The 26,276-nt window shown below is 43.5% G+C and carries 26 protein-coding genes and 1 pseudogene; 15 read left to right on the top strand and 12 right to left on the bottom strand.

All coding sequences use genetic code 11. The annotated features are described in order from the left end of the window. Window positions 1-2: 2 nt before the first annotated feature. The 7 genes from ACQY73_RS15350 (at window position 3) to ACQY73_RS15320 (ending at window position 4,550) form a co-directional block, all read left to right on the top strand. Window positions 3-1,034 carry a polysaccharide deacetylase family protein gene (locus ACQY73_RS15350; RefSeq protein ID WP_428667596.1) on the top strand — a complete coding sequence of 344 codons (1,032 nt, stop codon included), beginning with the start codon at window positions 3-5 and terminating at the stop codon, window positions 1,032-1,034. A gap of 63 nt (window positions 1,035-1,097) precedes the next feature. Next, window positions 1,098-1,337 (top strand): hypothetical protein, encoded by a 240-nt coding sequence (locus tag ACQY73_RS15345; RefSeq protein ID WP_428667594.1) that lies wholly within the window; start codon window positions 1,098-1,100, stop codon window positions 1,335-1,337. Then, on the top strand, window positions 1,334-1,540 hold the full coding sequence (locus ACQY73_RS15340) for an HNH endonuclease (protein ID WP_428667592.1): 207 nt from the start codon (window positions 1,334-1,336) through the stop codon (window positions 1,538-1,540). The genes ACQY73_RS15345 and ACQY73_RS15340 overlap by 4 nt, the downstream gene beginning before the upstream one ends. Next, window positions 1,504-1,719, top strand: a complete 216-nt coding sequence (locus ACQY73_RS15335; protein WP_428668609.1) for a hypothetical protein — start codon at window positions 1,504-1,506, stop codon at window positions 1,717-1,719. Before ACQY73_RS15340 ends, ACQY73_RS15335 begins: the two co-directional genes overlap by 37 nt. A gap of 26 nt (window positions 1,720-1,745) precedes the next feature. Next, window positions 1,746-2,240, top strand: coding sequence for a YybH family protein (locus tag ACQY73_RS15330; RefSeq protein ID WP_428667590.1), 495 nt, complete (start codon window positions 1,746-1,748; stop codon window positions 2,238-2,240). Beyond that, window positions 2,240-3,160 carry an AEC family transporter gene (locus ACQY73_RS15325; RefSeq protein WP_428667588.1) on the top strand — a complete coding sequence of 307 codons (921 nt, stop codon included), beginning with the start codon at window positions 2,240-2,242 and terminating at the stop codon, window positions 3,158-3,160. Before ACQY73_RS15330 ends, ACQY73_RS15325 begins: the two co-directional genes overlap by 1 nt. A gap of 82 nt (window positions 3,161-3,242) precedes the next feature. Further along, on the top strand, window positions 3,243-4,550 hold the full coding sequence (locus tag ACQY73_RS15320) for a cation:dicarboxylate symporter family transporter (protein ID WP_428667586.1): 1,308 nt from the start codon (window positions 3,243-3,245) through the stop codon (window positions 4,548-4,550). Between the two features lie 94 nt (window positions 4,551-4,644). On the opposite strand, the gene ACQY73_RS15315 is transcribed toward ACQY73_RS15320, so the two are convergent. Together ACQY73_RS15315 and ACQY73_RS15310 are read right to left on the bottom strand one after the other, a co-directional pair. Continuing rightward, entirely contained in the window at window positions 4,645-6,699 is a 2,055-nt protein-coding gene (locus tag ACQY73_RS15315; protein ID WP_428667584.1) for a glycoside hydrolase family 127 protein, read from the bottom strand. 124 nt (window positions 6,700-6,823) lie between these two features. Then, the gene (locus ACQY73_RS15310; protein ID WP_428667582.1) at window positions 6,824-7,285 is read right to left on the bottom strand and encodes a GNAT family N-acetyltransferase; all 462 of its coding nucleotides are present in this window, start codon (window positions 7,283-7,285) and stop codon (window positions 6,824-6,826) included. 48 nt (window positions 7,286-7,333) lie between these two features. Here ACQY73_RS15310 and ACQY73_RS15305 point away from each other — a divergent pair, with 48 nt between their 5' ends. The 8 genes from ACQY73_RS15305 (at window position 7,334) to msrB (ending at window position 13,631) form a co-directional block, all read left to right on the top strand. Next, window positions 7,334-7,999: a TatD family hydrolase gene (locus ACQY73_RS15305; RefSeq protein WP_428667580.1), complete on the top strand. Its 666-nt coding sequence runs from the start codon at window positions 7,334-7,336 to the stop codon at window positions 7,997-7,999. Between the two features lie 89 nt (window positions 8,000-8,088). After that, window positions 8,089-8,895 (top strand): tRNA threonylcarbamoyladenosine dehydratase, encoded by an 807-nt coding sequence (locus ACQY73_RS15300; RefSeq protein WP_428667578.1) that lies wholly within the window; start codon window positions 8,089-8,091, stop codon window positions 8,893-8,895. Between the two features lie 21 nt (window positions 8,896-8,916). After that, window positions 8,917-9,936, top strand: coding sequence for a GntR family transcriptional regulator (locus tag ACQY73_RS15295; protein ID WP_428667576.1), 1,020 nt, complete (start codon window positions 8,917-8,919; stop codon window positions 9,934-9,936). Between the two features lie 83 nt (window positions 9,937-10,019). After that, window positions 10,020-11,729: a hypothetical protein gene (locus ACQY73_RS15290; protein ID WP_428667574.1), complete on the top strand. Its 1,710-nt coding sequence runs from the start codon at window positions 10,020-10,022 to the stop codon at window positions 11,727-11,729. 89 nt (window positions 11,730-11,818) lie between these two features. Further along, window positions 11,819-12,433: a DUF1684 domain-containing protein gene (locus tag ACQY73_RS15285; protein WP_428667572.1), complete on the top strand. Its 615-nt coding sequence runs from the start codon at window positions 11,819-11,821 to the stop codon at window positions 12,431-12,433. Between the two features lie 84 nt (window positions 12,434-12,517). Continuing rightward, window positions 12,518-12,745: a DUF433 domain-containing protein gene (locus tag ACQY73_RS15280; protein ID WP_428667570.1), complete on the top strand. Its 228-nt coding sequence runs from the start codon at window positions 12,518-12,520 to the stop codon at window positions 12,743-12,745. A gap of 9 nt (window positions 12,746-12,754) precedes the next feature. Next, window positions 12,755-13,108: a DUF5615 family PIN-like protein gene (locus tag ACQY73_RS15275; RefSeq protein ID WP_428668473.1), complete on the top strand. Its 354-nt coding sequence runs from the start codon at window positions 12,755-12,757 to the stop codon at window positions 13,106-13,108. A gap of 19 nt (window positions 13,109-13,127) precedes the next feature. Next, window positions 13,128-13,631 carry a peptide-methionine (R)-S-oxide reductase MsrB gene (msrB, locus tag ACQY73_RS15270; RefSeq protein ID WP_428667568.1) on the top strand — a complete coding sequence of 168 codons (504 nt, stop codon included), beginning with the start codon at window positions 13,128-13,130 and terminating at the stop codon, window positions 13,629-13,631. Between the two features lie 85 nt (window positions 13,632-13,716). Here the strand turns inward: msrB and ACQY73_RS15265 are convergent. The 10 genes and pseudogenes from ACQY73_RS15265 to ACQY73_RS15220 all read right to left on the bottom strand — a co-directional run bounded on the left by ACQY73_RS15265 (window position 13,717) and on the right by ACQY73_RS15220 (window position 26,151). Beyond that, window positions 13,717-14,087, bottom strand: a pseudogene (locus ACQY73_RS15265) (PIN domain-containing protein). Further along, window positions 14,084-14,317, bottom strand: a complete 234-nt coding sequence (locus ACQY73_RS15260) for a hypothetical protein (RefSeq protein WP_428667566.1) — start codon at window positions 14,315-14,317, stop codon at window positions 14,084-14,086. Before ACQY73_RS15260 ends, ACQY73_RS15265 begins: the two are co-directional and overlap by 4 nt. Window positions 14,318-14,445: 128 nt before the next feature. Next, entirely contained in the window at window positions 14,446-17,922 is a 3,477-nt protein-coding gene (locus tag ACQY73_RS15255; RefSeq protein ID WP_428667564.1) for an efflux RND transporter permease subunit, read from the bottom strand. 18 nt (window positions 17,923-17,940) lie between these two features. Continuing rightward, the gene (locus ACQY73_RS15250) at window positions 17,941-19,077 is read right to left on the bottom strand and encodes an efflux RND transporter periplasmic adaptor subunit (protein ID WP_428667562.1); all 1,137 of its coding nucleotides are present in this window, start codon (window positions 19,075-19,077) and stop codon (window positions 17,941-17,943) included. Window positions 19,078-19,145: 68 nt separating this feature from the next. Next, on the bottom strand, window positions 19,146-20,501 hold the full coding sequence (locus tag ACQY73_RS15245) for a TolC family protein (protein ID WP_428667560.1): 1,356 nt from the start codon (window positions 20,499-20,501) through the stop codon (window positions 19,146-19,148). A 65-nt stretch (window positions 20,502-20,566) separates the two neighbouring features. Further along, complete coding sequence (locus ACQY73_RS15240; RefSeq protein WP_428667558.1) at window positions 20,567-21,220, bottom strand: TetR/AcrR family transcriptional regulator; 654 nt, start codon at window positions 21,218-21,220, stop codon at window positions 20,567-20,569. A 424-nt stretch (window positions 21,221-21,644) separates the two neighbouring features. Continuing rightward, window positions 21,645-22,115 carry a MarR family winged helix-turn-helix transcriptional regulator gene (locus ACQY73_RS15235; protein ID WP_428667556.1) on the bottom strand — a complete coding sequence of 157 codons (471 nt, stop codon included), beginning with the start codon at window positions 22,113-22,115 and terminating at the stop codon, window positions 21,645-21,647. A 135-nt stretch (window positions 22,116-22,250) separates the two neighbouring features. Further along, on the bottom strand, window positions 22,251-22,952 hold the full coding sequence (locus tag ACQY73_RS15230) for a DUF2306 domain-containing protein (protein WP_428667554.1): 702 nt from the start codon (window positions 22,950-22,952) through the stop codon (window positions 22,251-22,253). A 145-nt stretch (window positions 22,953-23,097) separates the two neighbouring features. Further along, window positions 23,098-24,177: an aminotransferase class I/II-fold pyridoxal phosphate-dependent enzyme gene (locus ACQY73_RS15225; protein WP_428667552.1), complete on the bottom strand. Its 1,080-nt coding sequence runs from the start codon at window positions 24,175-24,177 to the stop codon at window positions 23,098-23,100. 60 nt (window positions 24,178-24,237) lie between these two features. Next, complete coding sequence (locus tag ACQY73_RS15220) at window positions 24,238-26,151, bottom strand: S9 family peptidase (protein ID WP_428667550.1); 1,914 nt, start codon at window positions 26,149-26,151, stop codon at window positions 24,238-24,240. Window positions 26,152-26,276 lie beyond the last annotated feature (125 nt).

Below are 26,276 nucleotides of genomic sequence, written 5' to 3'. Positions count from 1 at the left end.
CTATGTCCTTCAAGCATTTTGTCCGCGACAGTTGGCTGACGGCTTCTTATTATACGGGATTAAGCCAAGTGTATAATGCCTTGGCGGGACAAAAACGAGGCGTTATCTCGTATCATAATGTGTTGCCGGTAAGCGAGTTGCCTCCTTTTGACACATACAACGTAGACGTAACAGCGGCGGTATTTGACAAACAATTGACTTTTCTGAAAAAGCATTTTAGGGTTTTGCCTATTCAGGAACTGGAGAATCCGAATGCGAAAGGGATATTTCTGACCGTAGATGATGGAATGCGAAATAACTATGAGATCCTTGCGCCGATTTTGGAGCAGCACGATTTAACGGCGCTTTTTGCAGTTTGCCCTGCCATGATCGATGGACAATTGCCGCATATCTGGCGAGATCATTTGTTTTTATTGTTATATGCGGCACGAGGGAAAGAGGTTTTTTTGCCCATCAATGACTATTTAGAACCCTTTCGTGTACCTACCGATCTTTCAACGATTCAAGACGTGCAAGTCTTCAACAATTTAACGCGAAGGCTCAAAAAATACGTTTACGAACATTGGATTTCCGATGTCTACAATTTTATCCGTGAAATTTGTGAAAAGAATGATTGGTCGTATAGATTGATTTCCGAAGATGCGCTTCGATATCATTTCATGACTTGGGAGCAAATTCAGAAGTTGGTACAACATGGTCATCAGATCGCTTCACATACCATGACACATCGAATATTGAGGTTTTTGTCGGAAGGTGAAAAACAATATGAAATCGTAGAATCAAAAAAACGGCTTGAAAATCAGTTGGGTATTCCAATAGAAATACTGGTATATCCATACGGTGGAAGATCAGAAATTGATACAGCTTCGGTACGAATTGCGGCACAGGCAGGGTATCAAATGGCTTTTATGAATGTTCGACGGGACTCGCTTTCCCATCGTAATCTTACTCAGCCTCGTTTTGCCTTACCGCCGATTACCGATGCGGCTCATTTACACGCCATTGTGTCGGGCTATAAGTTTTTGTTTCGGTAAGTGCAGGCCAAACAGATTACTTAATAAATATTCGTAATTTTGAATAAACAACGCCACTTTGTTATGCTCACCTATCGTGCTTTTGACGAAATAATTGATTTTATCACATCCATTCCAAAGCCGGAGCAGGTTTTGGAATATAAACCGTCTTTGGCCGCGCAGCAACGACTGGAAATGTTGCTTGAAAAAAAACGTAACGGTCACGTGAGTGAAGAGGAATCCCATGAGTTAGAGCAATATATGATGATTGAGCATTTGATGCGGGTAGCTAAAAAAAAAGCTAAAAAGCAAGGGCGGGAATGAGTCGGTATATTGCAGAGGCTACCAGGCAAATAGTAGCAAAGCGGGCGAATTATTGTTGTGAATATTGTCTGATTTCTCAAGAAGAAGTCTTCTTTCCATTCCAAATAGACCATAGTATCAGTCTTAAACATGGCGGCATAACCTCCCTTGAAAACCTTGCGTATTCGTGTTTCCATGTAATAACAATAAAGGAAGTGATGTAGGAACCGTTTTATTACCTGATCAAACTTTTATACGATTGTTTAATCCTCGAATTGATGAGTGGGGTGGGCATTTCAGTATAGAATCAGGCGTTATTTATGCCAAAACCAACCTGGGTGAAGCAACAATTAAAGTGTTGAAATTGAATGATATAGACCGAATCATTGAGCGAACTCTGTGATCATAACTACTCTTTCCTTAACTATCATGCTTAAATACCTCCTATTCTTCTCTTTGGCAACTATCTCAGTTGTTGCCCAATCTACACCTCAACAGGAAATCAACGAACAGATTTGGAAGCGCTTTGTGGAAGCCTACGGAAATCAGGATACGGAGGCATTCATGAAAATTCATTCCGAAAAACTGGTACGAAATCCCATTGGCTATGAAGTGGTTCGTTTTGAAAAATACAAAGAGCAGAACGAGCAGAATTTTCAACGCCAAAAAAAGGCGGGAGTTAAAATCAAGATTGACTTCACTTTTGCCTTTCGTACCGTGACGGGTAGCGTGGCGTATGAGATTGGTTATTATAAAGTGACAAGCCTGAAAGATGGCAAGACGGATTATTATTATGGCATGTTTAATGTGATTTTGCAGAAAGAGAGCGGCACATGGAAAATCCTTTCCGATGCTGATACGGGTGAAAATATAAACGAAGCGAAATTCAATTCAGGCAAAAATTGGGAGTACGTTTTTAACTGATGACAAACATCCTTTTCTTACTTCTTTGCCTTTTGCTTGGTGCTTTTCTCAAAAAAATACCTGCTTTAAGCAAAGATGCTCCGTTGGTTATCAACAACTTGCTTTTGTATGTTTGCCTACCCGCCGCTACGCTGCTGTACACTTCTACGACCCAATTTAACCCCGATTATGCCCTGCCGATTCTAATGCCCTGGATTTCCTTTGGCGGTTCTTTTCTGTTTTTTCAAATCCTGACGCGTTTTGTGAAGCTTCACCGCCACAGCGAAGCGGTACTCATTCTGACATCGGGCATTCCGAGTGTTTCATTTGTAGGCTTTCCCATTTTTGAATTGCTGTACGGTGAAGAAGGAATGAAAATTGGTGTTTTGATGAGTCAGGCGGGGTCGTTTTTAGTGTGCAGTACGCTGGGGATTATCACAGCGTCTTATTATGCCAACGCTCAAACCAAGAAATGGGCATTTCTATTGGATGTATTGCGATTTCCTACGTTTATTGCTTTCTGTGTAGCCTTGACTATCAACTTATTGGATTGGGCGCTGCCTTTAATTGTGATTGATCTGTTGAAAAAGCTCGCGGCTCCATTCAGTATGCTGGCGTTGATTTCGATAGGAATGCAGATTGATTTTCGTGATAAAAATATTGATTGGTCGGCACTTGGCTGGGGATTGGGCTATAAACTGATTTTGGCTCCGGTTTTGATATACCTTCTTTTTATAATTGTGCTGAAACAACGCGGAATTATTGCCGAAATGTGCGTTTTAGGGGCGGCATTAGGTCCTATGAATACCATTGCCATTATTGCTTCCAAGTACCGGCTTAATCCCGCATTGGCTGCTCAAATGGTGGGAATCGGCATTCCGCTTTCGTTGGCGGTTATATTTCTTGTTCGCGGGTTACTCGTTTTTTTTGGCTATTTTTGAAAAATGCCTTTTCTGTTTAAAACAACGATCAATTCATTGCCCGTTTTCGACCTTTTTAAGCGACCCCTTTTCTGAAATTCTGATGAAAAAACTCTTTACCAACCTAACCTTTTGGGTACTGACCGCTATTACGCTTGGTGTTTTATTGGGTCATTTTTATCCTTCGGTTGCTTTGCAACCTATTATGGAAAAGCCCATCAAATTCAGTCTTTGGATTTCTGAGTTTGAGATAAAAACCACTTTCAGCGAGTTTCTGAGCAGCATTTTCATCAGCATTGTCAAACTCTTCATCAACCCCATCATTTTCGTGACCATTACGCTCGGAATCATCAGCATGGGTGACCTTAAAAAAGTGGGGAAAGTAGGCGCTAAAGCATTGATTTACTTCGAAATAGTGACCACTATTGCCCTTGTCGTTGGGGTGATCGTTGCCAATATCATTCGGCCCGGCGATGGCGTGATCACCGATGCCATTCAGGGAGGTGATATTTCCAAATATACCAAGAGTGCTGATACGTTCAGTTGGTGGAAATTCTTTTGGGATAATGTTACTTTGCAGGTACTTGTGGTAGCCATTGTATCGGGAATCGCCATCAGCGGTCGCCCGATAAGCACGAAAGTTGTTGCATTTTTAACGCCGATCTCAAAAAAGATTTTTTGGGGGTTGCACAAAGTGATGTTGTTGGCTCCTATCGGGGCTTTTGGCGGAATGGCCTTTACGATCAGCAAATACGGCATCAAAACGCTCCTGCCCCTCGCCAAACTCATGCTTACGGTCTACATCACGATGGCTTTGTTTGTGTTTGTGGTGCTTTATTTTGTGCTGCGTTATTATAAAGTCAACATCTTCAGGTTCTTGCGTTATATCCGCGAAGAGTTGTTGATCGTGTTGGGTACGTCGTCATCGGAGGCAGGTTTACCTTCGCTTATGGAAAAATTAGAGCGCATGGGCTGCTCCAAATCAGTGGTCGGGTTAGTGGTTCCTGCGGGTTATTCGTTCAATTTGGATGGAACCACTATCTATCTTTCGATGGCGGTGATTTTCTTGGCGCAAGTGTTTAATGTTCACCTTGATATAGGGCAAATTTTGACCATCATCGGCATTTTGATGGTTACGTCCAAAGGTGCAGCGGGCGTGACAGGAAGCGGCTTTATCGTATTAGCCAGTACATTGTCGGCCATCAAAGTAATTCCCGTAGAAGGCTTGGCGTTGTTGTTGGGCGTTGACCGTTTTATGTCAGAAGCGAGAGCCATTACCAATTTTATCGGTAACGGCGTGGCAACGGTTTGGATCGCCAATAACGAAAAAGAGTTTGACCGTACCAAAATGAATTATGCCTTCGGGCACGTGGAGCAAACGGAAAATATAAAGATTGATAACTTACAATAAGGTTGATTTAACCCCACCCTAACCCTCCCCTGTGAGGGAGGGGAGTTTAGAGCATTCCCTCCCTACAGGGGAGGGTTAGGGTGGGGTTATCCAATTATTGGTGCTTTATCCAGACCTTGTAGGGAGAAACACCTCGGTTACCAAATGTATAAAAAGGAATAGCCGTAAACGTAACTTCGCTGGAAGCACCGTTGCCTGCTCGCCCTGTTATCACATTTACCCCATTCAACAGTTCCGATTTGTAGTTAAGTTGCAGAGCCGCATTTGCGTTGAGGGCAAGGTCGCTGAGCGTAGGATTGTCAACACCTTCAAAGCCATAGACAATCGGTCCGGAGGCTAACGCGATTTTCCCTTTGACGCTCTGTATCGAATCATGAGGGAAGACAATCCGGGGTTGCATAGGTAAACTCAACTCAATTTTATCCCCCTTTTTCCAAGTGCGTTGTATTGCCGCATAGCCATTTTTAACTTTAAACGATACCTTTTTATCATTCACTTTTAGGATAACCGGCTCGGTTACTTTTGACGTATAAAGATCAAATGGATTCTCTTTCCCCTGTGCCCAGCCCGGAATCCGAACATTCACAGTAAACGATTTGCTTGTTGTGGGATCAACCAGAATGACTGACTCTCCCTTCCAAGGATAATTGGTGATCTGTTTAATGGCAACAGAATTGTCATCCTGCTTTATTGTGGCGTCACTCCCAATAAAAAGATTCACATAAATCCCCTCTTTGTCATACGCATAGATATACTCAGGCATGGCCGAAACCATTTTCAACAACATGGGAGGGCAACAGGGGCAGCTATGCCAAGCCCAACGTTTGTGATCTGTGGCAATCAATGGGTTTTCGTAAAAATAATGGCTTCCATCCAACGAAACACTCGACAACAGGTTGTTGTACAATACTCTTTCCAACTCGTCGATGTATTTTCCATCGGCCTTTAACTGGTTCATACGCTGACTGAAAAAAGCCGAACCGATGGCCGCGCACGATTCCAAATAGGCAGATTCGGGCATAAAATAATTGGCACCAAACCGTTCTCCGTCGGCAATTGCGCCTTCGCCACCGGTAATAAACATGCGTTTTCCGATCATATTATCCCAATAAGCGTTAGCTGTTTCTACATAACGGGGATCGTTGTTTTCCAACGCTGTGGCTGCCACGCCCGTCGCCAGAAGCGTAGCCCGAACCGCGTGGCCTTCAATTGTTTTCTGCTTAAAGACCGACATGTGGTCTTGGTTGTACGATTCATCGCTTTTGCGACTGTGGCTCCCATCTTTCTCTCCGTAATTCCCGCGCTGTTCGATCCAGAATTTAGCCATATCATAGTACTGCTTTTCCTCCACGGGGACACTCATTTTGGCCTTTAAAGAAGGTTCATCTCTAAAGAGCCAATAGAGTTTCAAAATAGCTTCTTCCGGGCCTCCATGACCGGGAACGACGTTGAATTTTGGCGCCGGCCCCATTTGTCGGTACATGTAGTTGCTGAATTTGGTCGCCGCATCGAGCAGTTTTGTTTTGCCCGTAGCTTTGTAATAATGCACCGCGGCTTCGATCAACGTACCCGCATTATACACATCATGCTGCCATTTGTCGTCTCCGCCATTCGTGCCCCAACGTTGGGTTGGTTTCACAAGCGTAGTATAAGTGTTAAGATAACCGTCCGGGTCAACGGCCTGCGCTGCTACAATCCGGTCGATGTACGCGTCAATTTTTTGTTCCAGCTTCGGATCGGGATACGTTTCAAGAAGATCCGCAGCTCCCCGAATGGTCTCGTAAACCAAACCATCGTACCAGGGAGGGCCGTCGTGCTTACCCGTATTTTTTTGACCTTGAGCCACCCAATCAAAGTTAAGAAATGCATTACGGGTACGACCAAGTTTGGCTTTCTCTTCGATCAGATCTTTGCGGTCAGGCTCATAATTGCCTTCCAGTTTATCAAATACATCGTAGACTGTTTTAGAATCCCATACCTTTAATTGCGGACTCCAGAACAGGTCATTTACCCGAACTTGCTCCAACTTAAGCGGCTTTATGATATGGGTAGGAGAAGGTTGCGCTGCGGTGTTATGCGCGATAAGACTGATATTCAGGACAAACACAGCCGGTACTGCCGGTCGCAAAAGTAATCTATAATTCATCATAGGATATTGACTTTGCTAAAGAAGACTACTTTCAAAGGGGATAAATGACCTTTATCTACTGCAAAACACTCCTGATTCTGAATGCGTCGTTTACTTGGCAAATGATCTGAAAAGAGACGAACGATCAACGATCCTCCCGAATCATAATGGTATGCAGGATGCCATCTTCGAGGTAATCTTCGCCCGTAGATTGAAACCCGAACGATTCATAAAATTTCAGAAGATACTTCTGAGCACCGATTTTGATGGGTTCCGAACCGTAAAGTTTTTCACATTGCTCAATGGAGTAAGCCATTAATTTTTGACCCACACCTTGGCCGCGAACTTTGTTGGAAGTTGCTACGCGGCCAATGGAGGTATACCCTTCATACGATAAGTTGACATCAAAAAGGCGTGTATAAGCTACCAGATCACCCTCTTCATCGTATCCTAAACAGTGATGAGCTACAAAATCTTTTCTGTCAGCATCATGAAAAGGACAGTTTTGTTCAACAATAAAAACATCTATTCGTAACGCCAAAACATCGTAAAGTTGGCGGAGGCTGAGACTGTCAAACGGAAGGCACTGAAACGTGATGTTACTCATTTTGGGTAAGTTTAATAACTTTGATACCATTCTGAAATTTCGGCAAAGTTGACACAATTTCTCAATTTTCACACACACAATTTCTCGCCAAATTCTGACGGGGAAAGCATTTATAACCTGCTGATACAGGATGTCGGCCGGTTTAATGAACTGGAAAATCATTGGCTTTCCGTTGGAATTCACCCTTGGTATGCTGACGCTGAAAATTGGCAAACCCAACTGAAAACGGTCGGGCAAATGGCCGCTCATGAGAACGTTTTGGCGATTGGAGAATGCGGAGTTGATCGTTTGATCGAACTGCCGTTGGAGCAACAGTTTCCCATTTTCGAAGCCCAAATAAAGCTGGCTGAACAACTGCGGAAACCTGTCATTATTCACTGTGTACGAGCTTTTAATGAACTTTTGCAATGGAAAAAACGAGTGGCACCAACCATTCCGTTGATCATACATGGCTTTAACAATAAGCCCGAAATAGCACAGCAATTAATTGCTCACGGTTTTTATTTTTCGTTGGGTACGGCTTTATTGGAAACCGATTCAAATGCGGTAAAAGCGTTGAAAATTATTCCGTTTTCAAAGCTATTCTTAGAAAACGATGACCGAGATACTCCGATTGAAAAAGTATACGAAGCTGCCGCAATGCATTTAGAAATAACTATATCTGTATTAAAAGACCAAATTTGGACTAACTTTGTAACTGTATTCAAGCGGTAAACAACAGGATACCTTTTCATTGAGAGATACTGTACTTTGCCTATTAGATACATAACCCTTTACATGCTTATACTTTTTACTGTTCAAAAATGGCTGATTTGTCATGGCTTTCGCGTACGCACCTTTTGGTGGGCGACGAAGGATTGAACCAACTTCAAAAAGCCCATGTGCTTATTGTAGGATTGGGCGGCGTAGGTTCTTTTGCTGCTGAATTTATCGCTCGGTCGGGCGTAGGAAAGATGACCATCGTGGATGGCGATGTCGTTGATCCTTCCAATCGAAATCGTCAATTGCCGGCATTGGCTACTACGCACGGATTACCCAAGGCTGACATTATGGCGGAGCGACTGTTGGCCGTTAACCCTGAATTGCAATTGCGGGTTGTCAAAGAATTTTTAACGCCCGAAAAAGTACGCGAAATTCTGGAAACGGGCCCGTATGATTATGTCATGGATTGCATCGACAGCATTACCCCAAAATTGACTCTTTTGTCAACGTCGTTGAACTACAATTATCCATTGATAAGCTCCATGGGAGCAGGCGGCAAATACGATCCTACACAACTGAAAGTGGCCGACCTATATGATACCTACGAATGTATGTTGGCGCATTACGTACGTAAGCGACTGAAAAAATACGGCATAGAGTCAGGAATAAAAGTGGTATTTTCGACCGAGAAAATGCAGAAAGATTCGCTGATGCTTACCGATGGGAATAACTTTAAACGCTCGGCTTACGGTACGGTTTCTTACATTCCCGCTACCTTTGGAAGTGTTTGTGCCTCAGTTGTTATCCGCGAATTATTGGGCCAAAAAGTAGAGTTGCACAAGAATCCGTTGAAAGAAATCAAGAAAAAACAGCAACGAAAGAAGCTGAAGAAAGCACAAAAAGGCTAAATTTGAAAAAAGTACCGGCGTATGTCTTTTTCCCTTCACTTAAATCACGACGCTAAAACCCCTAAGTATAAGCAGATTGTAAAATCGGTGATCGACGGGGTTGAACGGGGGTCTCTTAAGCGTCACCAACAACTGCCCTCAATCAATGAGTTGAGTGAAGAATACTACTTGGCGCGTGATACTGTCGAAAAAGCCTATAAAGAACTGAAAGCGTTAGGAATAATTGATTCAGTGCGTGGCAAGGGATATTATATCCTTAACGAAAAACCCAAACAAATTCGGGTTTTGTTGGTGATGAATAAGTTAAGCGCCTACAAAAAAGCTATTTATGAGTCTTTTGTGGCTACATTGGGTGAGCGTGCCACGGTCACGCTGCACATTCACCACGGGAGTCTTCGTATTTTCAGGGATATTATTAAGGAGAGTTTAGGGCATTATCACTCGTATGTTATCATGCCTCATTTTTATAACGATGTCAATATCTCGTCGGTCATTGACACGTTACGGCAAATTCCGGCCAATGAATTGGTCTTGTTAGACAAAGAAATTCCGGAGTTGACAGAAGCACATTCCAGTATCTATCAGGATTTTACCAACGATCTGTACGGTGCTTTGGAGTCAGGGCAGGATCTGTTGAATAAATACGAAGAATTGGTTTTGGTGTTTCCTAAAGATGTAAAATATCCCCCCGAAATTGTACGCGGATTTCGAAATTTCTGCGCTCACTTTCACAAAAACGGCAGAACCATCGAAAGTGCTTCTTCTGAAAACGATCTGAAAGGACGCGCATACGCTGTATTGGAAGACTCGGATTTGGCGGAATTGGTCAAAAAAGCCAAACTTCAGGGGTTGGAATTGGGCAAAGACGTAGGCGTGATGGCCTTCAATGACACGCCCCTCAAAGAAGTGTTGGCGGATGGGATTACGGTTATTTCTACCGATCATGAACAGATGGGGCGCTCGGCCGCAAAGATGATTCTGGAAGGGAATACCGCCCAAATAAAAAACCCTTTTGGGTTGATTCGCCGGGGCTCGTTGTAGGCAAAAGATTTTATGCAGTGAATCATTCAAAAAGTGCCGAATAAGTTGTAAAATTGAGTATCAACAACCTACAACTTATCGATATGTACCGAATTCTACTCCTCTTGGTTGCCTGTTGGACAACTTCTGTTTGTGCCCAAACTCAATTTTCCGTTACTTTTCCTGCCGCCAAAGGTGCTTCTTTTGATGGCCGCCTGATGTTGTTTTTGGCAAAAGACAACAAATCAGAACCTCGCTTTCAAGTCAGTGACGACGCCAATTCGCAGCAATTATTTGGCCAAAATGTAGATGGTTGGCAGGCCGGCAAACCGGCCGTTGTAACTTCTGCGGCCGTTGGTTATCCTGTCAAATCACTGGCTGATTTTCCTGCCGGCGAATATTGGGTACAGGCTCTTTTGCACAAGTACGAAACCTTTAAACTCAAAACGGGCTATACCGTTAAACTGCCGATGGACCGTGGCGAGGGTCAAAATTACCGTACTGCCCCTGGGAATATCTACTCTAAACCCTTCAAGATCAAGGTAGATCCCAAAGCTAAGCAAGTTGTAAAAATTGTGTTAGATCAGGAAAACCCTCCGATAAAGGAGCCGAAAGACACCAAATACATCAAACACATTAAGGTACAAAGCAAACTGCTGACGGAATTTTGGGGGCGGCCCATTTATTTGGGCGCACACATTTTATTGCCGCATGGATTTGATGAACATCCCGAAGCCAAATATCCTATTTGTATCAATCACGGACATTTCCCTTCCGATTTCGACGGCTTTAAAGAAACGCCTCCACCGGCCGACATGGATACCACCGATTACATTGCACGGTTTGGGGTGTATGGCTACAAAAAGTTTGTGTGGCAGGAAGCTTACAATTTTTACAAACAATGGACAAGCAAGGATTTTCCTCGTATGCTTATCATTGAAATTCAGCACGCTACGCCGTATTATGACGATTCATACGCCGTCAATTCGGCCAACATGGGGCCGTATGGGGATGCTATTACGTATGAATTGATTCCCGAAATCGAAAAGCGTTTTCGCGGAATAGGCCAAGGTTGGGCGCGTTTCCTGTATGGCGGTAGCACGGGCGGATGGGAGGCATTGGCTGCGCAGGTATTTTATCCTGATGAATACAATGGCTGCTTTGCCGCTTGCCCCGATCCCATTACGTTTGAAGCGTATACGGTTGTAGATATTTACAAAGACGAAAACGCTTATTACCTGCCGGGGGATTTGAAAAAGACGCCCCGTCCCGGAATGCGTAATTATCTGGGCCATGTCAAATGCACCATTGAAGAAATCAACCAACGGGAATTGGCCATTGGTGACAACTCGCGCTCCGGCGATCAGTGGGATATATGGCAGGCTACTTACTCGCCGGCGGGAGCGAATGGTTATCCTAAACCAATTTGGGACAAAGCAACGGGAAAAATTGACCATACAGTAGCAAAATATTGGTCAGAAAACTACGATCTGATGCATATTTTGAAGCGCCAATGGGCAACGGTCGGCAAGAAATTACAGGGAAAAATTCACATTTATTGCGGTGATATGGACAACTATTATCTCAATAATGCCGTTTATTTGATGGAAGACTATTTAAAAACAACCAAAAACCCGCACTACGATGGCGAGGTAAAATACGGTGATCGCTTCGAGCATTGTTGGAATGGGGATCCTAATTCACCTAACTATGTCACTCGATTGCGGTATAACACGATGTACCTTCCCAAAATCCTCAAACGCATCGAAGCCGGTGCTCCGGCAGGTGCTGATTTGAAGAGCTGGCGGTATTAAAAACAATATTAACTGTGTACTTCGTTGGTCTGCAATCAGTTACAAACCAACGAAGTAATTGACTTTCAGAAATCAGCCTTTTAATAAATATGAAAAAAGTCATTCACTTGATGTTCGTTTCTCTGTCAGTGCTGCAATTTGCGGTTGCACAGCAAACCAATAATTATGCAGACAGCCTTGAGAAACATCGTGAAAATTACCGTCAGGAGTTTTTGAAAAGCGCGGGTTCTCCGCTCAAACAGGAAGATCTGACTTTTCTGCGTTTTTATGAAGCAAACCCTAAATTCAAAATTACAGCCTCTTTTGAAGCTACCCCTGCCGCCGAACCTTTCACGATGGCAACCACCGACGGAAAAAGAGCCTCTTATGTGAAGTATGGCATTGTTAGTTTCAGCGTAAATAATAAAACCTATAAATTGTCGGTATATCAAAGTCTGGCATTGATAAAAATGCCTGATTATAAGGATTATGTATTTATTCCTTTTCGAGACGGTACTTCAGGAAAAGAAACGTATGGGGGAGGGCGCTACTTGGATTTTCGATTGAAAGACTTTCAAAACGGGCAGGTAGTTGTTGATTTTAACAAAGCTTATAACCCCTATTGTGCGTATGCCGATGGCTATAGTTGCCCTATTCCTCCCAGAGAAAATCATTTGGATGTGCGTCTGGAAGCTGGCGAAAAGATTTATGGGAAGGAACGTTAGTACAGTAAATTGCAAAAATGAGTTGAAAAGAAGGTTGTTTATCCAATTATCCATAGTTACCTTGCAATACAAAAGATTTGTACTATGCAGCATCTGGAAAGAATTACCATTGATCCTGAGATTAGTCACGGCAAGCCCTGCATACGAGGCATGCGTTGGCCTGTAGAGGTAGTAATAGATATGCTGGGTGCAGGAATGTCTTTTGATGAAATTTTGGAAGACCATCCTGAATTGGAGCGGGAAGATATTTTAGCTTGTCTTAGTTACGCCAAGTTATTGGTTTCAGGGCGTTCACTTAGAGAAGCGGCCTAAAGGAAATTTATTTGTGACGTTCATATTTCCTACAAACTCGTTCGGTTTCTGACAGCGAAAGGATTTGAGGCTTTTCACGTAAATTCCTTAGAAGATAAATGGCACACCAAAGACCGCGAAATCTGTCGTTTCGCAGATGCCAATGGTTTAATTGTTATTACAAAAGATGAAGACTTCCGTAATTCGTTTTTTCTGCAACACACTCCTCGAAAATTGATTCGCATCCTTCTTGGAAATATTTCCAATGATACTCTTATCTCATTATTTGATAAACATTTGCCCTTAATTCAAGAGTTAGTTGAAAATGAACGATTTTACCTTGAAATGGGGGATGCTATTAACGTTTACAATTTTCAGCAATAGTTATTGTTAAAAAATGAGAATGATTAAACGATTTTGGCTTATTGGAATCTTTGGACTTCTCATAGGTTGTCATGGCCAAAAACAGGTAAAAAAGCACAATCCCTATTTCTCATTGACAGATACTACCGAACTTCGTTTGCCCAACAGTGTTTGGAAAGAAGTATTGAGCGACGGTGTCTATACCATTACGCGTGAACGATCCACTGAAGCGCCGTACAACAACGAATTTTGTGACTTTAAAGCCGCAGGAAATTACCACTGCGCAGCGTGCGGAAATCTTTTGTTCAGCTCCGTAAACAAGTATGATAGCGGTACAGGGTGGCCCAGCTTTTGGCAGCCTATTCAGCCGAATCGATTGCTTTTTCGGAAAGATTTTTCGGAAAAAATGGAACGGGTCGAAGTGCTTTGCAAACGTTGCGGCGGACATTTAGGCCATTTGTTTTACGACGGCCCTGCGCCTACGCGGCAACGGTATTGTATGAATTCACTGGCGTTGAAGTTTATGAAGGATTCTGTAAAATAAGCCTATAATCAAAGTCATATTTTGGTAGTTATGGATTTAAGGTGTCAAACAGTTCTTTAAGTAGAGTCACATTTGTAAAACCTTTTTAGCGCAGCCCCGATGCAAGCGCATCGTCTTTCGTAAGAAGCGGATAACCAAATTCAAGCGAAAGTGCTACATAAACGGTATCCTTTTCATCAATATCTTTACAGAGTGTAAAGGCCTGATAATAATGATGAGTAGAGATTAAGAAATTAGGAACTACGATCAATTTCTCGAACAGATTAAAGTATAATCGCGCAGTTTTTGTCCTGAAATTCGAGATTTCTCAGTAATTAATTCTTGATAGAATTGAATTTCTGTTAAAGCAAAGTCAGGTAAGTAAAATTTGTTTTCTGAAACAATATGTAGGTATTGTTCTTTGCCGCTGATAAGGCAACTGAAAATTACGTTAGCGTCTGTTACAAACTGCTTCAAGACTTAAACAAGGTAGAATTGTCAATCTTAAATTTTTCCCAAGCTTTTTGGCGAGCTGTTTCGGCAACGGTATTATAATCAATGTTTTTTTCCTGTAGGGATTGTTCATATTCCTCCGCTAGCAGATGCATTTCTTCCCATTCCATCTCACGTTGTACACGTTCCTGTAAAGCTCTGACACCGTAGCGAGTTACTAAGGCATCGCTTACTTTTATCTGAATTGTTGTCATAGCAGGCGTTTATAATTAAAACGAAAGTAGTTTTTTTTGAGATAATATCAAATTCAGAGTTCCATTAAAAAAGCCGCCCCAAATGGAGCGGCTTTTTTTGCCAAGCATCTCTAAACCTTTAAAATTAACTATACTTCTAAATTCTTTTCCTGCTTTATTTTAGCACTTTTGCCATTGGTTGACGGCTTTCCGTCAACATCACTTACGACAGGAGCCAACACGTAACGGTCTTTGATGCCGAAACGGTTTTTCAAACGCTCAATGATGTAATACATGGCAGGAACCATGATAAGGGTCAACAATGTACTGAATGATAATCCGAAGATGATCGTGTACGCTAATGAGCCCCAGAACACCGCGCTGAATCCACCGATAAAGAACTGTGGATCAAAATCCGTAAAGAGTGTCACAAAGTTGATGTTCATCCCGATGGCCAGTGGCACCAGACCCAAAATACAGGCCGACGCGGTCAGCAATACCGGTGTAAGACGAGCCGCACCTGCTTCGATGAGCGCCTGGCGTACCGGCATTCCGCGTCCGCGCAACTCTTCGGTAAATTCAATGAGCAGGATTCCGTTTTTGATTACAATACCTGCCAAGGCAAAGATACCCACACCCGTCATGATGATCGACATGGTTTTGCCGGTGATCATGAATCCTAACAATACTCCGATCAAGCTGAACAATACCGTAAAGAAGATAATGAATGGCTTGCTCGTGGAGTTGAACTGCGTTACTAAGATCAGGAAAATCAATAAGATAGCTCCTAAGAACGCTACACCCAAGAACTGCATGGATTTCATTTGTTCTTCCTGCTCACCACCCAAACGTACGTTGTATCCCTGCGGAATGTCAATGCCGTCGACCACTTCCTGAATTTGAGCGTTTACATCATTGGCGTTAAAACCACCCAAAACATCGGAAGAAAGTGTTACAACACGCTCTTGGTTTTTACGGTTGATACCGCTATAAGTGGTTGCATAACGAATATTGGTCAATGTACTTAACGGCACCTGACGCAATACGCCGCCAAGGTTCATGTCGCGATACACGATATTCATGCTCAACAGTTTTTCGATCTGACCGCGGTCATTTTCCTTCAAACGCACCATGATTGGATAATCATCTTTGTCGTCACGGAATTTAGATACTTCAGTTCCGAACAAGGCACCGCGAATCTGCAATGCGATCTGTGCCGTACTGATACCTTCACGGGCGGCTTGTTCACGGTCGATATCGATCACGATCTCAGGTTTGTTCAACACCAAGTCAGATTTCAATTCTTCGATTCCCTGAATCCCTGCTTTAACGATTGAATTTTTTACGTTAGCAGTCAACGCAACCAATTTATCAAAATCTTCCCCGGCGATTTCAATCGTTACCGGTTTACCCGTTGGAGGGCCATTACTTTCAGGCTCGGCCGTTACCTGCGCTCCGGGAATTCCTTTTACGCGTTCACGTACTTTGGCCAAAATGTCGGCGGTTGAGATACCGTGATGAACACGCTCTTCTACGCTTTTGAAAGCCACCGTGATTTTACCTTTATTAGGCACTACCGTACGGTCAGGATTGAAAGGATCTCCCGCGTTGATACCGATGTTGGTAATGACCGAAGCCACAATCGGACTGTCTTTGCCGATCACGCCATAGACACGATCTTCGAGCGTTTTCATGATCTCGTTGGTCTTGGCAGCGTCGGTTCCCTGCGGCATAACGCAGTAAACGTATACAAAGTCAGGATCACCGGAAGGGAAAAAGACCGATTTAGGTTGTACGATTCCCGTCAAAATGATGGTGCCAATGAACATTACGATCACACCGACAAACAATACATAAGGTCTTGCGCCCGTAATTACCCACGAAATGAGCTTACGATAACCGTTTTTCAGACGTGGAAATACATTTTCCTGGAAAGGAACAATGATGCGTGGTGTCAGAATATAATGGTTGAAAACGAATAGAAGCGTAATGAGTGCCAATAAGTTACCGATACCAAAGTTGATCAGATAACCAACGATCGAAAGCCCTGCCAATACCAACAATGGCGTAAGGATAGAGCGGAACGACTTATCTTCGTTGGCGTGTTCTTCAACACGTTTCAGTGATGACGAAGCAAACACAGGGTTCATTACGTAGGCCACAAACAACGACGCGAAAAGCGTAATGATAAGCGTCAGCGGTAAGAATTTCATGAACTCACCCACAATACCCGGCCAAAACAAGAGCGGCAGGAATGGTGCAATGGTTGTCAACGTTCCTGTCAATACCGGAACAAATACTTCACCTGCTGCAAACGAGATCGCCTGATTTCGACTTAGCTTTTTATCATCGTTATACACGCGGTGGGCGTTTTCGATGACCACAATGGCATCATCCACCACAATTCCCAGACCGAGTAAGAAGGCAAAAAGTACGATAGTGTTCAACGTAAAGGTAATACCCGTAGCTGCCGCAATGACCGGGAACAGTACAAAAGCAACCAACGTAGACAGCGGCACCGAAAGCCCCACAAAGATGGCATCCTGAACACCCATGAAGAACATCAAGACCAATACCACGAAGATAAAGCCCAAGATTACGGTGTTCAACAAGTCGTTCAATTCTACCTTGGTACGTTCTGAACCGTCGTTGGTCAAGCTGATCTTAAGTCCGTCGGGGAATTTTGTTTCCTCGTATTTCTTCAGGATCGCTTTGATGTTGTCAGAAGCCGAGATCAGGTTTTCACCTCCGCGTTTGATAACGTTCAGGGTAATAACCGTTTTCCCATCCAGACGGGCATAACTTTGTTTTTCAGCAAAGCCGTCTTTCACATCGGCGATTTCATTTAGTTTCAGCGTAGCTCCGGTAGATGAACGAATGATGATGTTATTCAACTGAGTTACATCTTTAAATTCACCCACTACGCGCAGGTTACGGCGTACGTTATCGACGTTGAGTTCTCCACCCGACACGTTAATGTTTTCGCCCTGAATGGCATTTTGAACTTCAAAAAAAGAAACCCCGGCGGCCTGCATTTTGTACAGGTCGAGGTTGATCTGAATCTCGCGGTCGAGCGCACCTACGATATCCACGCGGGTGATTTCGGGCAACGATTCGATTTCATCTTTCAATTGCTCGGCGTAATCTTTCAGTTTTTTCAATGAATAATTACCCGCCAGGTTGATGTTCATGATCGGAAACTCAGAGAAGTTTACTTCCTGCACCGAAGGGTCCTGCTTACGGTCGGTAGGAAGGTCAACCAATGCTTTATCTACGGCGTCTGATACGCGCTGCTTGGCTGCTTGGGCCGTAATTCCCGTCGTAAATTCGACCGTGATGAGTGAAAAATCCTGAATCGAATTTGATTTGATTTTTGTCACTCCGCTCGCGGCTTTCAATTGCTTTTCGATGGGTTTCGTAATGATCGTTTCGATATCCGAAGGGCTCGCACCGGCGTAGATCGTGGAAACGATTACCGTGGGCACGGCGATTTCGGGAAACTGCTCTTTGGGCATCGTAAAATATACGAACAGGCCCGCCAGCGAAATAATGGCTGTGAAGAGATATACCGTGGTCTTGTTCTCTAAGCACCAACGGGTAATTGCAAAGTCCTTTAGGGTTGTCATGAGCGTTTTTGACTTCTATTAATAACTGATAACCTGTCCGTCCACCAAATCCTGATAACCTTCCGTCACGATCAGATCTCCTGCTTTGAGGCCTTCCGTGATTTCGATTTCGCCGTTATATGATACGCCCGTTTTGATCTTGCGAGACCGTGCTACTTTCTTATTCCCTTCCGTTTCGGCTACATACACCACATCACCGAATTCCGTGCTTTGGATATAGTTTTGCTTGATCACCAACGCGCTGGCTTTGTTGATATCAGCAATGTGAAGTACCGAAAGCATATTCGGTTTGATATCGTTGGTAGTAGGAATGGATGCTTCTATTTTGAACGTACGGTTGGCGGGATTGACCAATTTGCTGATGAATGTTACTCGGGCATTGATCTCACGATTAACATCAGGCAAATTCACTTTTACAGCATCTCCCATTTTGATGTTGCTCAAATACGTATCCGGAACATTGGCGGTCGCTTTCAGGCTGCCCAAGTTGACAATATTGGCCAACGGCATTCCCGGTGCAGCGATCTCACCCGTTTTGGCCAGTACTTTTTCTACCGCTCCGTTGATGGGCGCATATACATTGTACATATCGATTTGGGTAGTAAGAACGGCAAGGTTTTTCTCCAACGACTCCTTGTTGCTTTTGGCTTGCAAAAACTGAATTTCCGTTCCGATCTTTTGGTCCCAAAGAGATTTTTGTTTTTCATAAACGGTATTCGCCAATTCCATTTGCTGCTTCAACGCCGCGATTTGGTCGCGCAGAATAGCGTTGTCAATTTTAGCCAACAACTGACCTGCTTTTACACTTTGGCCTTCCTTTACGTAAACCGTTGTGTAAGTACCTGCCATTCTTGGCGTAGCGGTAGCGGTATTTTTGGTTTCAACCGTCCCCTGAATTTCAATGAAGCTTTTGAAGCTTTTTGGTTGAAGCGCCGTAGTTACCACCGGAATTACCTTCTCGGCCGCTTTCATGCTTGGATCAGCAGCTTTGAGTTCGGTTTCCAGCGAGGTGATTTTCTCCGTCAGGGCTTTCGAATCGGCTTTGAGTTTAGCCAACGCTTCTTTTTTCTCCGCTAACGTATTGGGTTTCTTTTCGCCTCCGCAGGCAGTTACGAACAGAGTGGCTGCTAATAAAATAATGTATTGTGCTTTCATAAAATTGTTGTTTGGATTCAGGTTAATCGGAGGCGCTGACGGATAAGACAACGCTTTCGATTAACGTCTTAATTGGTTAATTTCCCTTTGGCTTTGTCAAGATCTACTTTGGCTAAAAGCAAATCGTAAAGCGAGGCGAAATAGTTGGTTTGTGCTTCTTTTAAGGCCGATTCGGCGTTGATCACTTCAATGTTGGAACCCGTTCCGGATTGGTACTTGATCTTGGTCACGCGGACTACTTCCTGTGCCAGATCCAAATTGCGTTTCTGAGATTTGAGCGTTTCGAGGCCATTGATGATGGTAAGATTGGCGCTGCGAATCTGCAAGTCGATGGATTGCTCCACCAAATTCATGCTTTGCTTTACTTTATCGACCGTAAATTTGGCTTGCTGAATTTTGTATTTCTTGGCAAAACCGTCGAAAATGGGAATGTTGATACTTAAACCAATATTTGCGCTATTGAACCAAGGGGAACCGAAAACTTCGCTGAAACTATTTCTACCGGTATTGTAACCATAACCGGCAAAGGCCGAAACGGTAGGGTAGTAGCCTCTTTTGTTGTTTTCAACATCCATTTCGGATAGAAGTAAATTGCTTTTCAAAATAGAGTAATCAATGCGTTGGTCATACTTGAATCCGCTTCCGTCATCGGCTTTTACCTCCGCAGCAATCCGCTCTACATCTACTTCATTGATGCGATCAGTCAGTTGAATACTTTCGTCAAGTTTCATGCCCATTTGAAATTTCAGCATGTAATAGCTCAGATCCACCATATTCTGAACCTTTGAACGCTCGGTTTTGAGGTTATTCAATGATACTTCCAGACGATCTACATCCAGTTTTTCAATAAACCCTTTCTGATTCATGGCCGTCATTTCGCGAGTCGTACTATCAAGACGTTGAATGTTCAGATCCAACAATTTGGCTCTTTCTTCAGCTACCAGTACGCCGTAATACGCTTTTGAAACGTTTTCAGCTACCTGCACTTTGGATTGAGTTACATTCTTAACCGCTAACTCACGATACGCTTGCGCCGCTTTTAACCCTAATAACCATTGCGCATTAAAGATCATTTGATTGAGTTGTGCAGAAGCAGTGCCCGAATATTTTACACCAAAAGGAATTGCAGTTGGTGGATCATCGGCAGTACCTCCAAAAAATACAGCAGGTAGGAACGCTTTTTGAATAATCAGATTATCCATTAAACTTATACTGGCAGAGGCTTGAGGTAAACCTACCGAACGAATCTCACCAATACGAGATTCGGCACTTTGCGCGTCGATCTGCGTATTCTTGACATTGATATTGTGCGTCAAACCATACTGAATGGCTTCCTGGAGAGAATAACGCGTTTGGCTGTAGGTTGGAAAGAGCGGTAGCATCATCAGTACCAGCCATTTCCATTTGCGTTGAATTGATTGCATATAGTAGAATTGAATGAATTGTTTGGTGGCCATTTTCGGCCGATACGAGTTAAAAAAATGGGCTGTTAATAGGTACTACTTTTGGTGTTCAGCAGTGCTGAGAGGGATACAGGCATGGAAAGCCGCGTGTTTAGGTATTCATTGTATAAGTCGAGTCCTTCATGAGTAACGATTCCGCGCAGAAAATGGTCAAGTAATTCGAGTTGAGTGTCTAACGGATTGAACTGTCCCAGAGGAAAAAGATACGGATCAAGGCCCATTTCAATCTGTTCGAGGCGTAATTTTGCGATCACTTCTACGTTGATGTTGGTTCGGTACAATCCCATTTCGATTCCTTTGCGGATGTTCTTCCGAATAATGTCCAACACAAATTCTTTTTTATACTGCGAAAACAGATCCCACGCTTGAGGATAGTATTTCTTGATATCAAAAATGGCTGATGGGTTTAACCCCGACATCGTTTGGCGCATCATTTCGGCTCCCATTACTGCTTCGGCAATTGGGTTTGGCGCTTCATTGTGGATCTTTTCGGCAATGAAGTGGTCGCACTCAAAATGATGTCTCACGCCCGCACATACCATCGAATTTTTGTCTTCAAAATGTTGGTAGATGGTTTTCTTCGAAATGCCCAGTTCGCGGGCAATATCATCCATCGTAACACTTTTTACACCGAACCTAAAAAACAGTTCCTGCGCTTTTTCAAGGATTCTTTCTCTCACTATCGTTTTTCACTTTTTAAAGATAGAAACTTTGGAAACTTTAAGAAAGTTCATAGTTTCCAAAGTTTTTTAAGAAATATTTTGAATAGCCACAGCGGAGAAACAAGCGTTTTAGTGAGTATTTTAGGTAATACAAATTTAATATGGCACACTGACAACCCTATGTCAGTAGTGATTGAGAAACCTAAATAATTATTTAGAGCGCCAAAAGGCGAGAATGAGTAAAGTTTATTTTGTATTATTTTGAGAAAAAGTGTTGTTAATCAAAACTTGCCGTTTCTTAAGAAAATACAATAATAAACCTCGTTTTTATCGGGAGACAAATGTAAACGCTAACCGTACACGACGCCGGTAAAAAAGCGCGAAGTGGGTGAAAAGACGGACAAAAGGGAAGATTTGGGGGATAAGAATTGAAAAGGTGGCTTTAAATAGCCTCATTCAGGAAGTTTTCAGCCTTGATTTTGGTGTTCTCTTCTTCCACCAAACGATTGATTTCTTTAATGACCTCAAAGAAAATAACCAGTTTATCGAGCGGAATTTGATCACGAAGCATCGTATTGAAAGAAATAACACCTTCGCGCGCCAACTCACGTCTTCTTTTGCCTTCGTCGGTCAAAAAAACTTTTACAAAACGCTTATCAATCTCATCGGTTTCGCGCCGAATCCAGCCTCGTTCTTCGAGTGCTTTGAGCGTACGCGTGAGGCTGCGCGGCTCCATGCCGATCGAAGGGCCAATACGCGTAGCCGGCGTACCGTTTTCCATGTCAATGTTCAGCAAAACATACCCAATAGCCATCGTCATACCATACCTCCGGGACGCGTACGTATTATACATCCTGGAAATGGCGTGCCAAGCCCATTTGATGTGAAAGTCGACCGTTTTTTCCTTACGCATTGCCTATTGATTGATGTCAGTTATAAAACTTCCCAAGTTTTGACAGAGTTCTCTGCCAAAGCCAGGAAGTTTAAATCAGTGTCAGATAGGCAAATATAGCCGTTAATATTGATTAAGGTATGTTTGCATACCACATTATTGTACCGTCATTTTGAATTTCGTCAAATAAAAACGGATGGCTCTGCCAATAAACAGCCCTCCGATCACGCCCGGCATAATCCAGGTAGCGATATTGACCGCCACAGAAGCATCAGGAAAAATGTAGCGAATATTCACTAAGGCGAAAGCCGTAAACGTGGCAATGTAGGAACCGCCCATGCGCTCAATATGCACAAAGAACCATTCCCGATTGCCGTATTTGGCTTTGTAAGGTAGGCGATATTTGGTGAAATCGTAGCGAGCGCTGGAACCGCTGAAAATACCGAATACCAAAAATAAAATCCCAATAGCTTCGAATTGCCCTTTCAACCAAATGTTGGAAACATTGTATAAACCATAAGCGATCATCGCCAGCGACGTAACGCCCATCAATCCGGAAATGCCCCAATCGTACCATCTGACAGGTTCATGATTTTTTTGTTGAAGCGAGCGGCGGCCGGTAAAACACAAATAGAAGCTGAATACTGCAATGCCCGTTAAAAACAGGCGTCCATCGGTAACGGGAGAAATAAGCACCAACGCAACCGCTGAGACGGCTACAAAGACCATTGACCAATAGTAAATCAATCCGGTGGTATTATGCAGTCGACTTCCTTTTTTTGATAACATCGGAATGAGCCCAACGGCAAGAGCTAAAAATCCAATCGCGACGTGAGAAATGATAAGAAAGGTTTTCATGGCAATCATAAGTTTGGTTGAAGGATTGTTTAGACGCGAACAACGAAACAAATATCCAAGAAAAACCTGCGTAGCGCAGCCCTTTTCCGACGAAGCAACGGCCAAAGGGAGTGAAGTGAAAAAAGAAAAGGGCAGAGCGAAATACTTACTGAACCTGTGCTGCAAAGTCACGGCAGGCAGCGCTGAGTTGTTGAATGTCTTCGGGGGTATGCCATGCACTCAACACCACGCGGGTGTTGGCTTTGTCGGTAGGTTTGGGGTAAGAGAAACTGTAAATGAAAATACCTCTTTCCATCAAAAAAGGATAAAGTTCATCGTGCTCGGTATAAAAAACGGGGTAATTGTCTGTAAAACTCAGCAAATCCAAGTCACGTATTGCGTCCGTAAATTGTTGAATATTCGTTTGCAAATGCGCGTACGCTTCGGCATAAAGTGCTTCCGCATGCATATAAGCGTAAAGATGGGCGGGAGCGATAGGGGAGCAGCCGCCAAAATACGCAGAATAACGAATACGATGCAAAGTAGCAGCGTCTGAGAAAATGATACCGCCGGGCAAGCCCATCGCTTTGGCCAACGATGCGGTCACTATCAGACGGACATTGTCTCTTTTGGGAATGCGCTTCCAAACCCCGCGACCTTCCTCCCCTGTGACACCTAAGCCGTGGGAATCATCAACGAGTAATACTATGTCGCGGTCTTCAGGAATATTTTTTACCCAATCAAAATCATACAGTTTCCCGCGAAGCGCATCGACGGCGTTGGTGATGATGGCTATTTTGCCATTCGTGTTTTGAACAGAGATTATGGTATTTTCAGTCCAACTTTGAAATGTTTCTTTTGGAATGTTGACTTGGGGCAAATGCCAAACCGCAGGATGAACATCCGGTGAATACATGAACTCATATCCTTCCAACATCAATTGTCGCATCGCAGCTTGCCCCGCCAACATTCCGGACGACAACGTAATTGCCGAATCAACACCTACCCACGCGGCAAGTTTTTGTTCGGCCCGGTCGTAAATGGAAAGCTGCAAATTGCCGTTTCGTGAACTGCCATACACACTGCCATACTGATGCAAACCCTCTTGTGTAAGCCGGTGAAATTCTGAGTTTTGGGGTAAGCCCAAATAGGCCGTGCCGCTGAAAAACAGGTATTCCTGCCCATGCAGGTTGATGGTGCGTCCGGGAAGATGATCTATTTGGTGGAAATTGGCGGAATCAGACAAAGGAAATCAAAAGTAAAAGTGTACGAATGTAAGTCAATGATGTGTTCGATCCGGTTAAAATCACTTCAACGTTTCGTCCAGCCATTTGTAAAATTCCCGTTGCCAGACCAAGGCGTTTTGGGCGCTCAATACCCAGTGGTTTTCATCAGGTAAATACAACAGCTTGCTTTTAATGCCGCGAAGTTGCGCCGCCTGAAATGCCTGTAATCCCTGTTCGAGTGGAACACGATAGTCTTTACCGCCCTGAATAATAAAGATCGGAGTATCCCATTTTTCCACAAAGTTGCTCGGCGACTGACTGTAAGAACGTTGGGCAACCGCATTCTTTTTGTCCCAATAGGGGCCACCTTTTTCCCAATTTTCAAAAAACACTTCTTCGGTGCTACCGTACATGCTTTTGAAATCAAAAATGCCATCGTGAGAAATGAAGGTTTTGAAACGCTTTGCGTGCATGCTTGCCAAAGCAAATACCGAAAAACCGCCAAAGCTTGCCCCGATGCAGCCACGGCGGTCTTTATCGACAAACGGCTCTTTGGAAACGGCATCAATGGCATTTAAATAATCGTTAATGACCAAACCGCCCCAATCTTTGCTTACCTGCTCATTCCATTGTGTGCCGTGGCCGGGCATACCTCGGCGGTTGGGCGCTACGATGATGTATCCTTGAGATGCCATCAATTGCAAATTCCAACGATAGGAATAAAATTGAGTCAGAGGCGATTGTGGTCCACCTTGGCAATACAACAATGTGGGGTATTTTTTGGAAGGATCAAAATTGGGTGGGTAAACGACCCAAACAAGCATTTTCTTATTGTCAGTTGTCGTTACAAAACGCCGCTCGGTTTTACAGGTCAATAACGTTTTGAGCGTTTCGTCATTGACATGAGTCAGTTGTTGCATGGCTCCCGTGGCGCTATCAACAGTATACAATTCGGCGGGATGATTCATGTCATTACGCGACACGATCAGGCCAGTGCCCACTTGTCCCACAATGCCTGTTACGTCAAAATCTCCTTTAGTGATTTGTGTAATCACAGGCATCATTTTGGTGAGGCCCGGATAGGTGACGTTAAACAATTGGAGTGTTCCGTTGATGGGTGCCCAAAAGTAAATGGATTTTCCGTCTTCGCTCCATTTAAAACCCTCTACATGAATGTCGTCTCGCTGTTGGGTGAGGTTCATTTTGACAGTTCCGTTCATCACCACAATATCTTGTTTGTCAGACTCGTAGCCGTCGCGTTTCATTTGGAGCCATGCCAATTGCCCTTTGCCGTTGTATTCAGGCGCAACATCATACCCTTTGTTTTCTTCCGTCAGATTTTTGGTTGTACCCGTCGTAATGTCATATTCAAAAAGGTCAGTATTTGTGCTGACAGCATAAGCAGTACCGAATTTTTTCTTGGTTACATACACAATGTGCTTACCGTCGGGATTCCAGATAAAGTCTTCATCGCCGCCAAAGGGCTTCTGCGGACAATCGTGCGGCTCGCCCGCCATGATATCTTTAGGTGTTCCCGCTTTTCCGTTGACCAACGGTGCTACAAAAACGTGGTCAAATTTCCCGTCTTCCCACGTATCCCAATGGCGATAATTGAGGGAAGTAAAAACATAGGCGTTTGATTTTTTTAGGTCGGGGTATTTGTCGGCGCCTGTAATGTCAAGCACCTTAACGGCATCACTGCTGATAATGAATTTGTTGTCGGAAGAGATTTTTGTGTTAACTAACAGACTGTCGGCGTTAGTGATCTCAACGGCGGCCCCACCTTTGACAGGGATTTTATACGTTTTTCGTTGACTTTTGTTTTCTTCGGCATTGGGTGTGCTTACGGAATAGATCACAAACTGTTTATCCTTTGAAAGTCCTACTCCTGAAACTCGACTCATTTTCCAAAGTTGTTCGGGAGAAAGCAGATTTTGAGCAGTTGCTGAAAAGGTTATGGAGATAATAACCCACAAAAGCGTTATCTTTTTCATATAAAATGATTCCTTTTTTTTGTTCAAACATACGGAGAATCTTTCAATTTGTGCTTTCAATAATAGACAGGATTTCAGGATCAATAGAATTATCCCGGCAATCCTGAAATCATGCTGAACGAACT

Origin of the sequence: Runella sp., from assembly GCF_965279615.1 — a bacterium.
Taxonomy (GTDB): Bacteria; Bacteroidota; Bacteroidia; order Cytophagales; family Spirosomataceae; genus Runella.
The sequence above is the reverse complement of the archived record's forward strand: the minus strand, read 5'-3'. Positions and strand labels throughout refer to the sequence as shown.

What these genes read in the sequence shown, in the direction of transcription:
- msrB (WP_428667568.1), top strand. Translation starts at nt 13,128, where the DNA reads ATGATTAAACGATTTTGGCTTATTGGAATCTTTGGACTTCTCATAGGT.
- ACQY73_RS15290 (WP_428667574.1), top strand. Translation starts at nt 10,020, where the DNA reads ATGTACCGAATTCTACTCCTCTTGGTTGCCTGTTGGACAACTTCTGTT.
- ACQY73_RS15350 (WP_428667596.1), top strand. Translation starts at nt 3, where the DNA reads ATGTCCTTCAAGCATTTTGTCCGCGACAGTTGGCTGACGGCTTCTTAT.
- ACQY73_RS15295 (WP_428667576.1), top strand. Translation starts at nt 8,917, where the DNA reads ATGTCTTTTTCCCTTCACTTAAATCACGACGCTAAAACCCCTAAGTAT.
- ACQY73_RS15235 (WP_428667556.1), bottom strand. Translation starts at nt 22,115, where the DNA reads ATGCGTAAGGAAAAAACGGTCGACTTTCACATCAAATGGGCTTGGCAC.
- ACQY73_RS15255 (WP_428667564.1), bottom strand. Translation starts at nt 17,922, where the DNA reads ATGACAACCCTAAAGGACTTTGCAATTACCCGTTGGTGCTTAGAGAAC.
- ACQY73_RS15325 (WP_428667588.1), top strand. Translation starts at nt 2,240, where the DNA reads ATGACAAACATCCTTTTCTTACTTCTTTGCCTTTTGCTTGGTGCTTTT.
- ACQY73_RS15315 (WP_428667584.1), bottom strand. Translation starts at nt 6,699, where the DNA reads ATGATGAATTATAGATTACTTTTGCGACCGGCAGTACCGGCTGTGTTT.
- ACQY73_RS15285 (WP_428667572.1), top strand. Translation starts at nt 11,819, where the DNA reads ATGAAAAAAGTCATTCACTTGATGTTCGTTTCTCTGTCAGTGCTGCAA.
- ACQY73_RS15300 (WP_428667578.1), top strand. Translation starts at nt 8,089, where the DNA reads ATGGCTGATTTGTCATGGCTTTCGCGTACGCACCTTTTGGTGGGCGAC.
- ACQY73_RS15345 (WP_428667594.1), top strand. Translation starts at nt 1,098, where the DNA reads ATGCTCACCTATCGTGCTTTTGACGAAATAATTGATTTTATCACATCC.
- ACQY73_RS15340 (WP_428667592.1), top strand. Translation starts at nt 1,334, where the DNA reads ATGAGTCGGTATATTGCAGAGGCTACCAGGCAAATAGTAGCAAAGCGG.
- ACQY73_RS15220 (WP_428667550.1), bottom strand. Translation starts at nt 26,151, where the DNA reads ATGAAAAAGATAACGCTTTTGTGGGTTATTATCTCCATAACCTTTTCA.
- ACQY73_RS15320 (WP_428667586.1), top strand. Translation starts at nt 3,243, where the DNA reads ATGAAAAAACTCTTTACCAACCTAACCTTTTGGGTACTGACCGCTATT.
- ACQY73_RS15310 (WP_428667582.1), bottom strand. Translation starts at nt 7,285, where the DNA reads ATGAGTAACATCACGTTTCAGTGCCTTCCGTTTGACAGTCTCAGCCTC.
- ACQY73_RS15230 (WP_428667554.1), bottom strand. Translation starts at nt 22,952, where the DNA reads ATGAAAACCTTTCTTATCATTTCTCACGTCGCGATTGGATTTTTAGCT.
- ACQY73_RS15250 (WP_428667562.1), bottom strand. Translation starts at nt 19,077, where the DNA reads ATGAAAGCACAATACATTATTTTATTAGCAGCCACTCTGTTCGTAACT.
- ACQY73_RS15245 (WP_428667560.1), bottom strand. Translation starts at nt 20,501, where the DNA reads ATGCAATCAATTCAACGCAAATGGAAATGGCTGGTACTGATGATGCTA.
- ACQY73_RS15280 (WP_428667570.1), top strand. Translation starts at nt 12,518, where the DNA reads ATGCAGCATCTGGAAAGAATTACCATTGATCCTGAGATTAGTCACGGC.
- ACQY73_RS15260 (WP_428667566.1), bottom strand. Translation starts at nt 14,317, where the DNA reads ATGACAACAATTCAGATAAAAGTAAGCGATGCCTTAGTAACTCGCTAC.
- ACQY73_RS15330 (WP_428667590.1), top strand. Translation starts at nt 1,746, where the DNA reads ATGCTTAAATACCTCCTATTCTTCTCTTTGGCAACTATCTCAGTTGTT.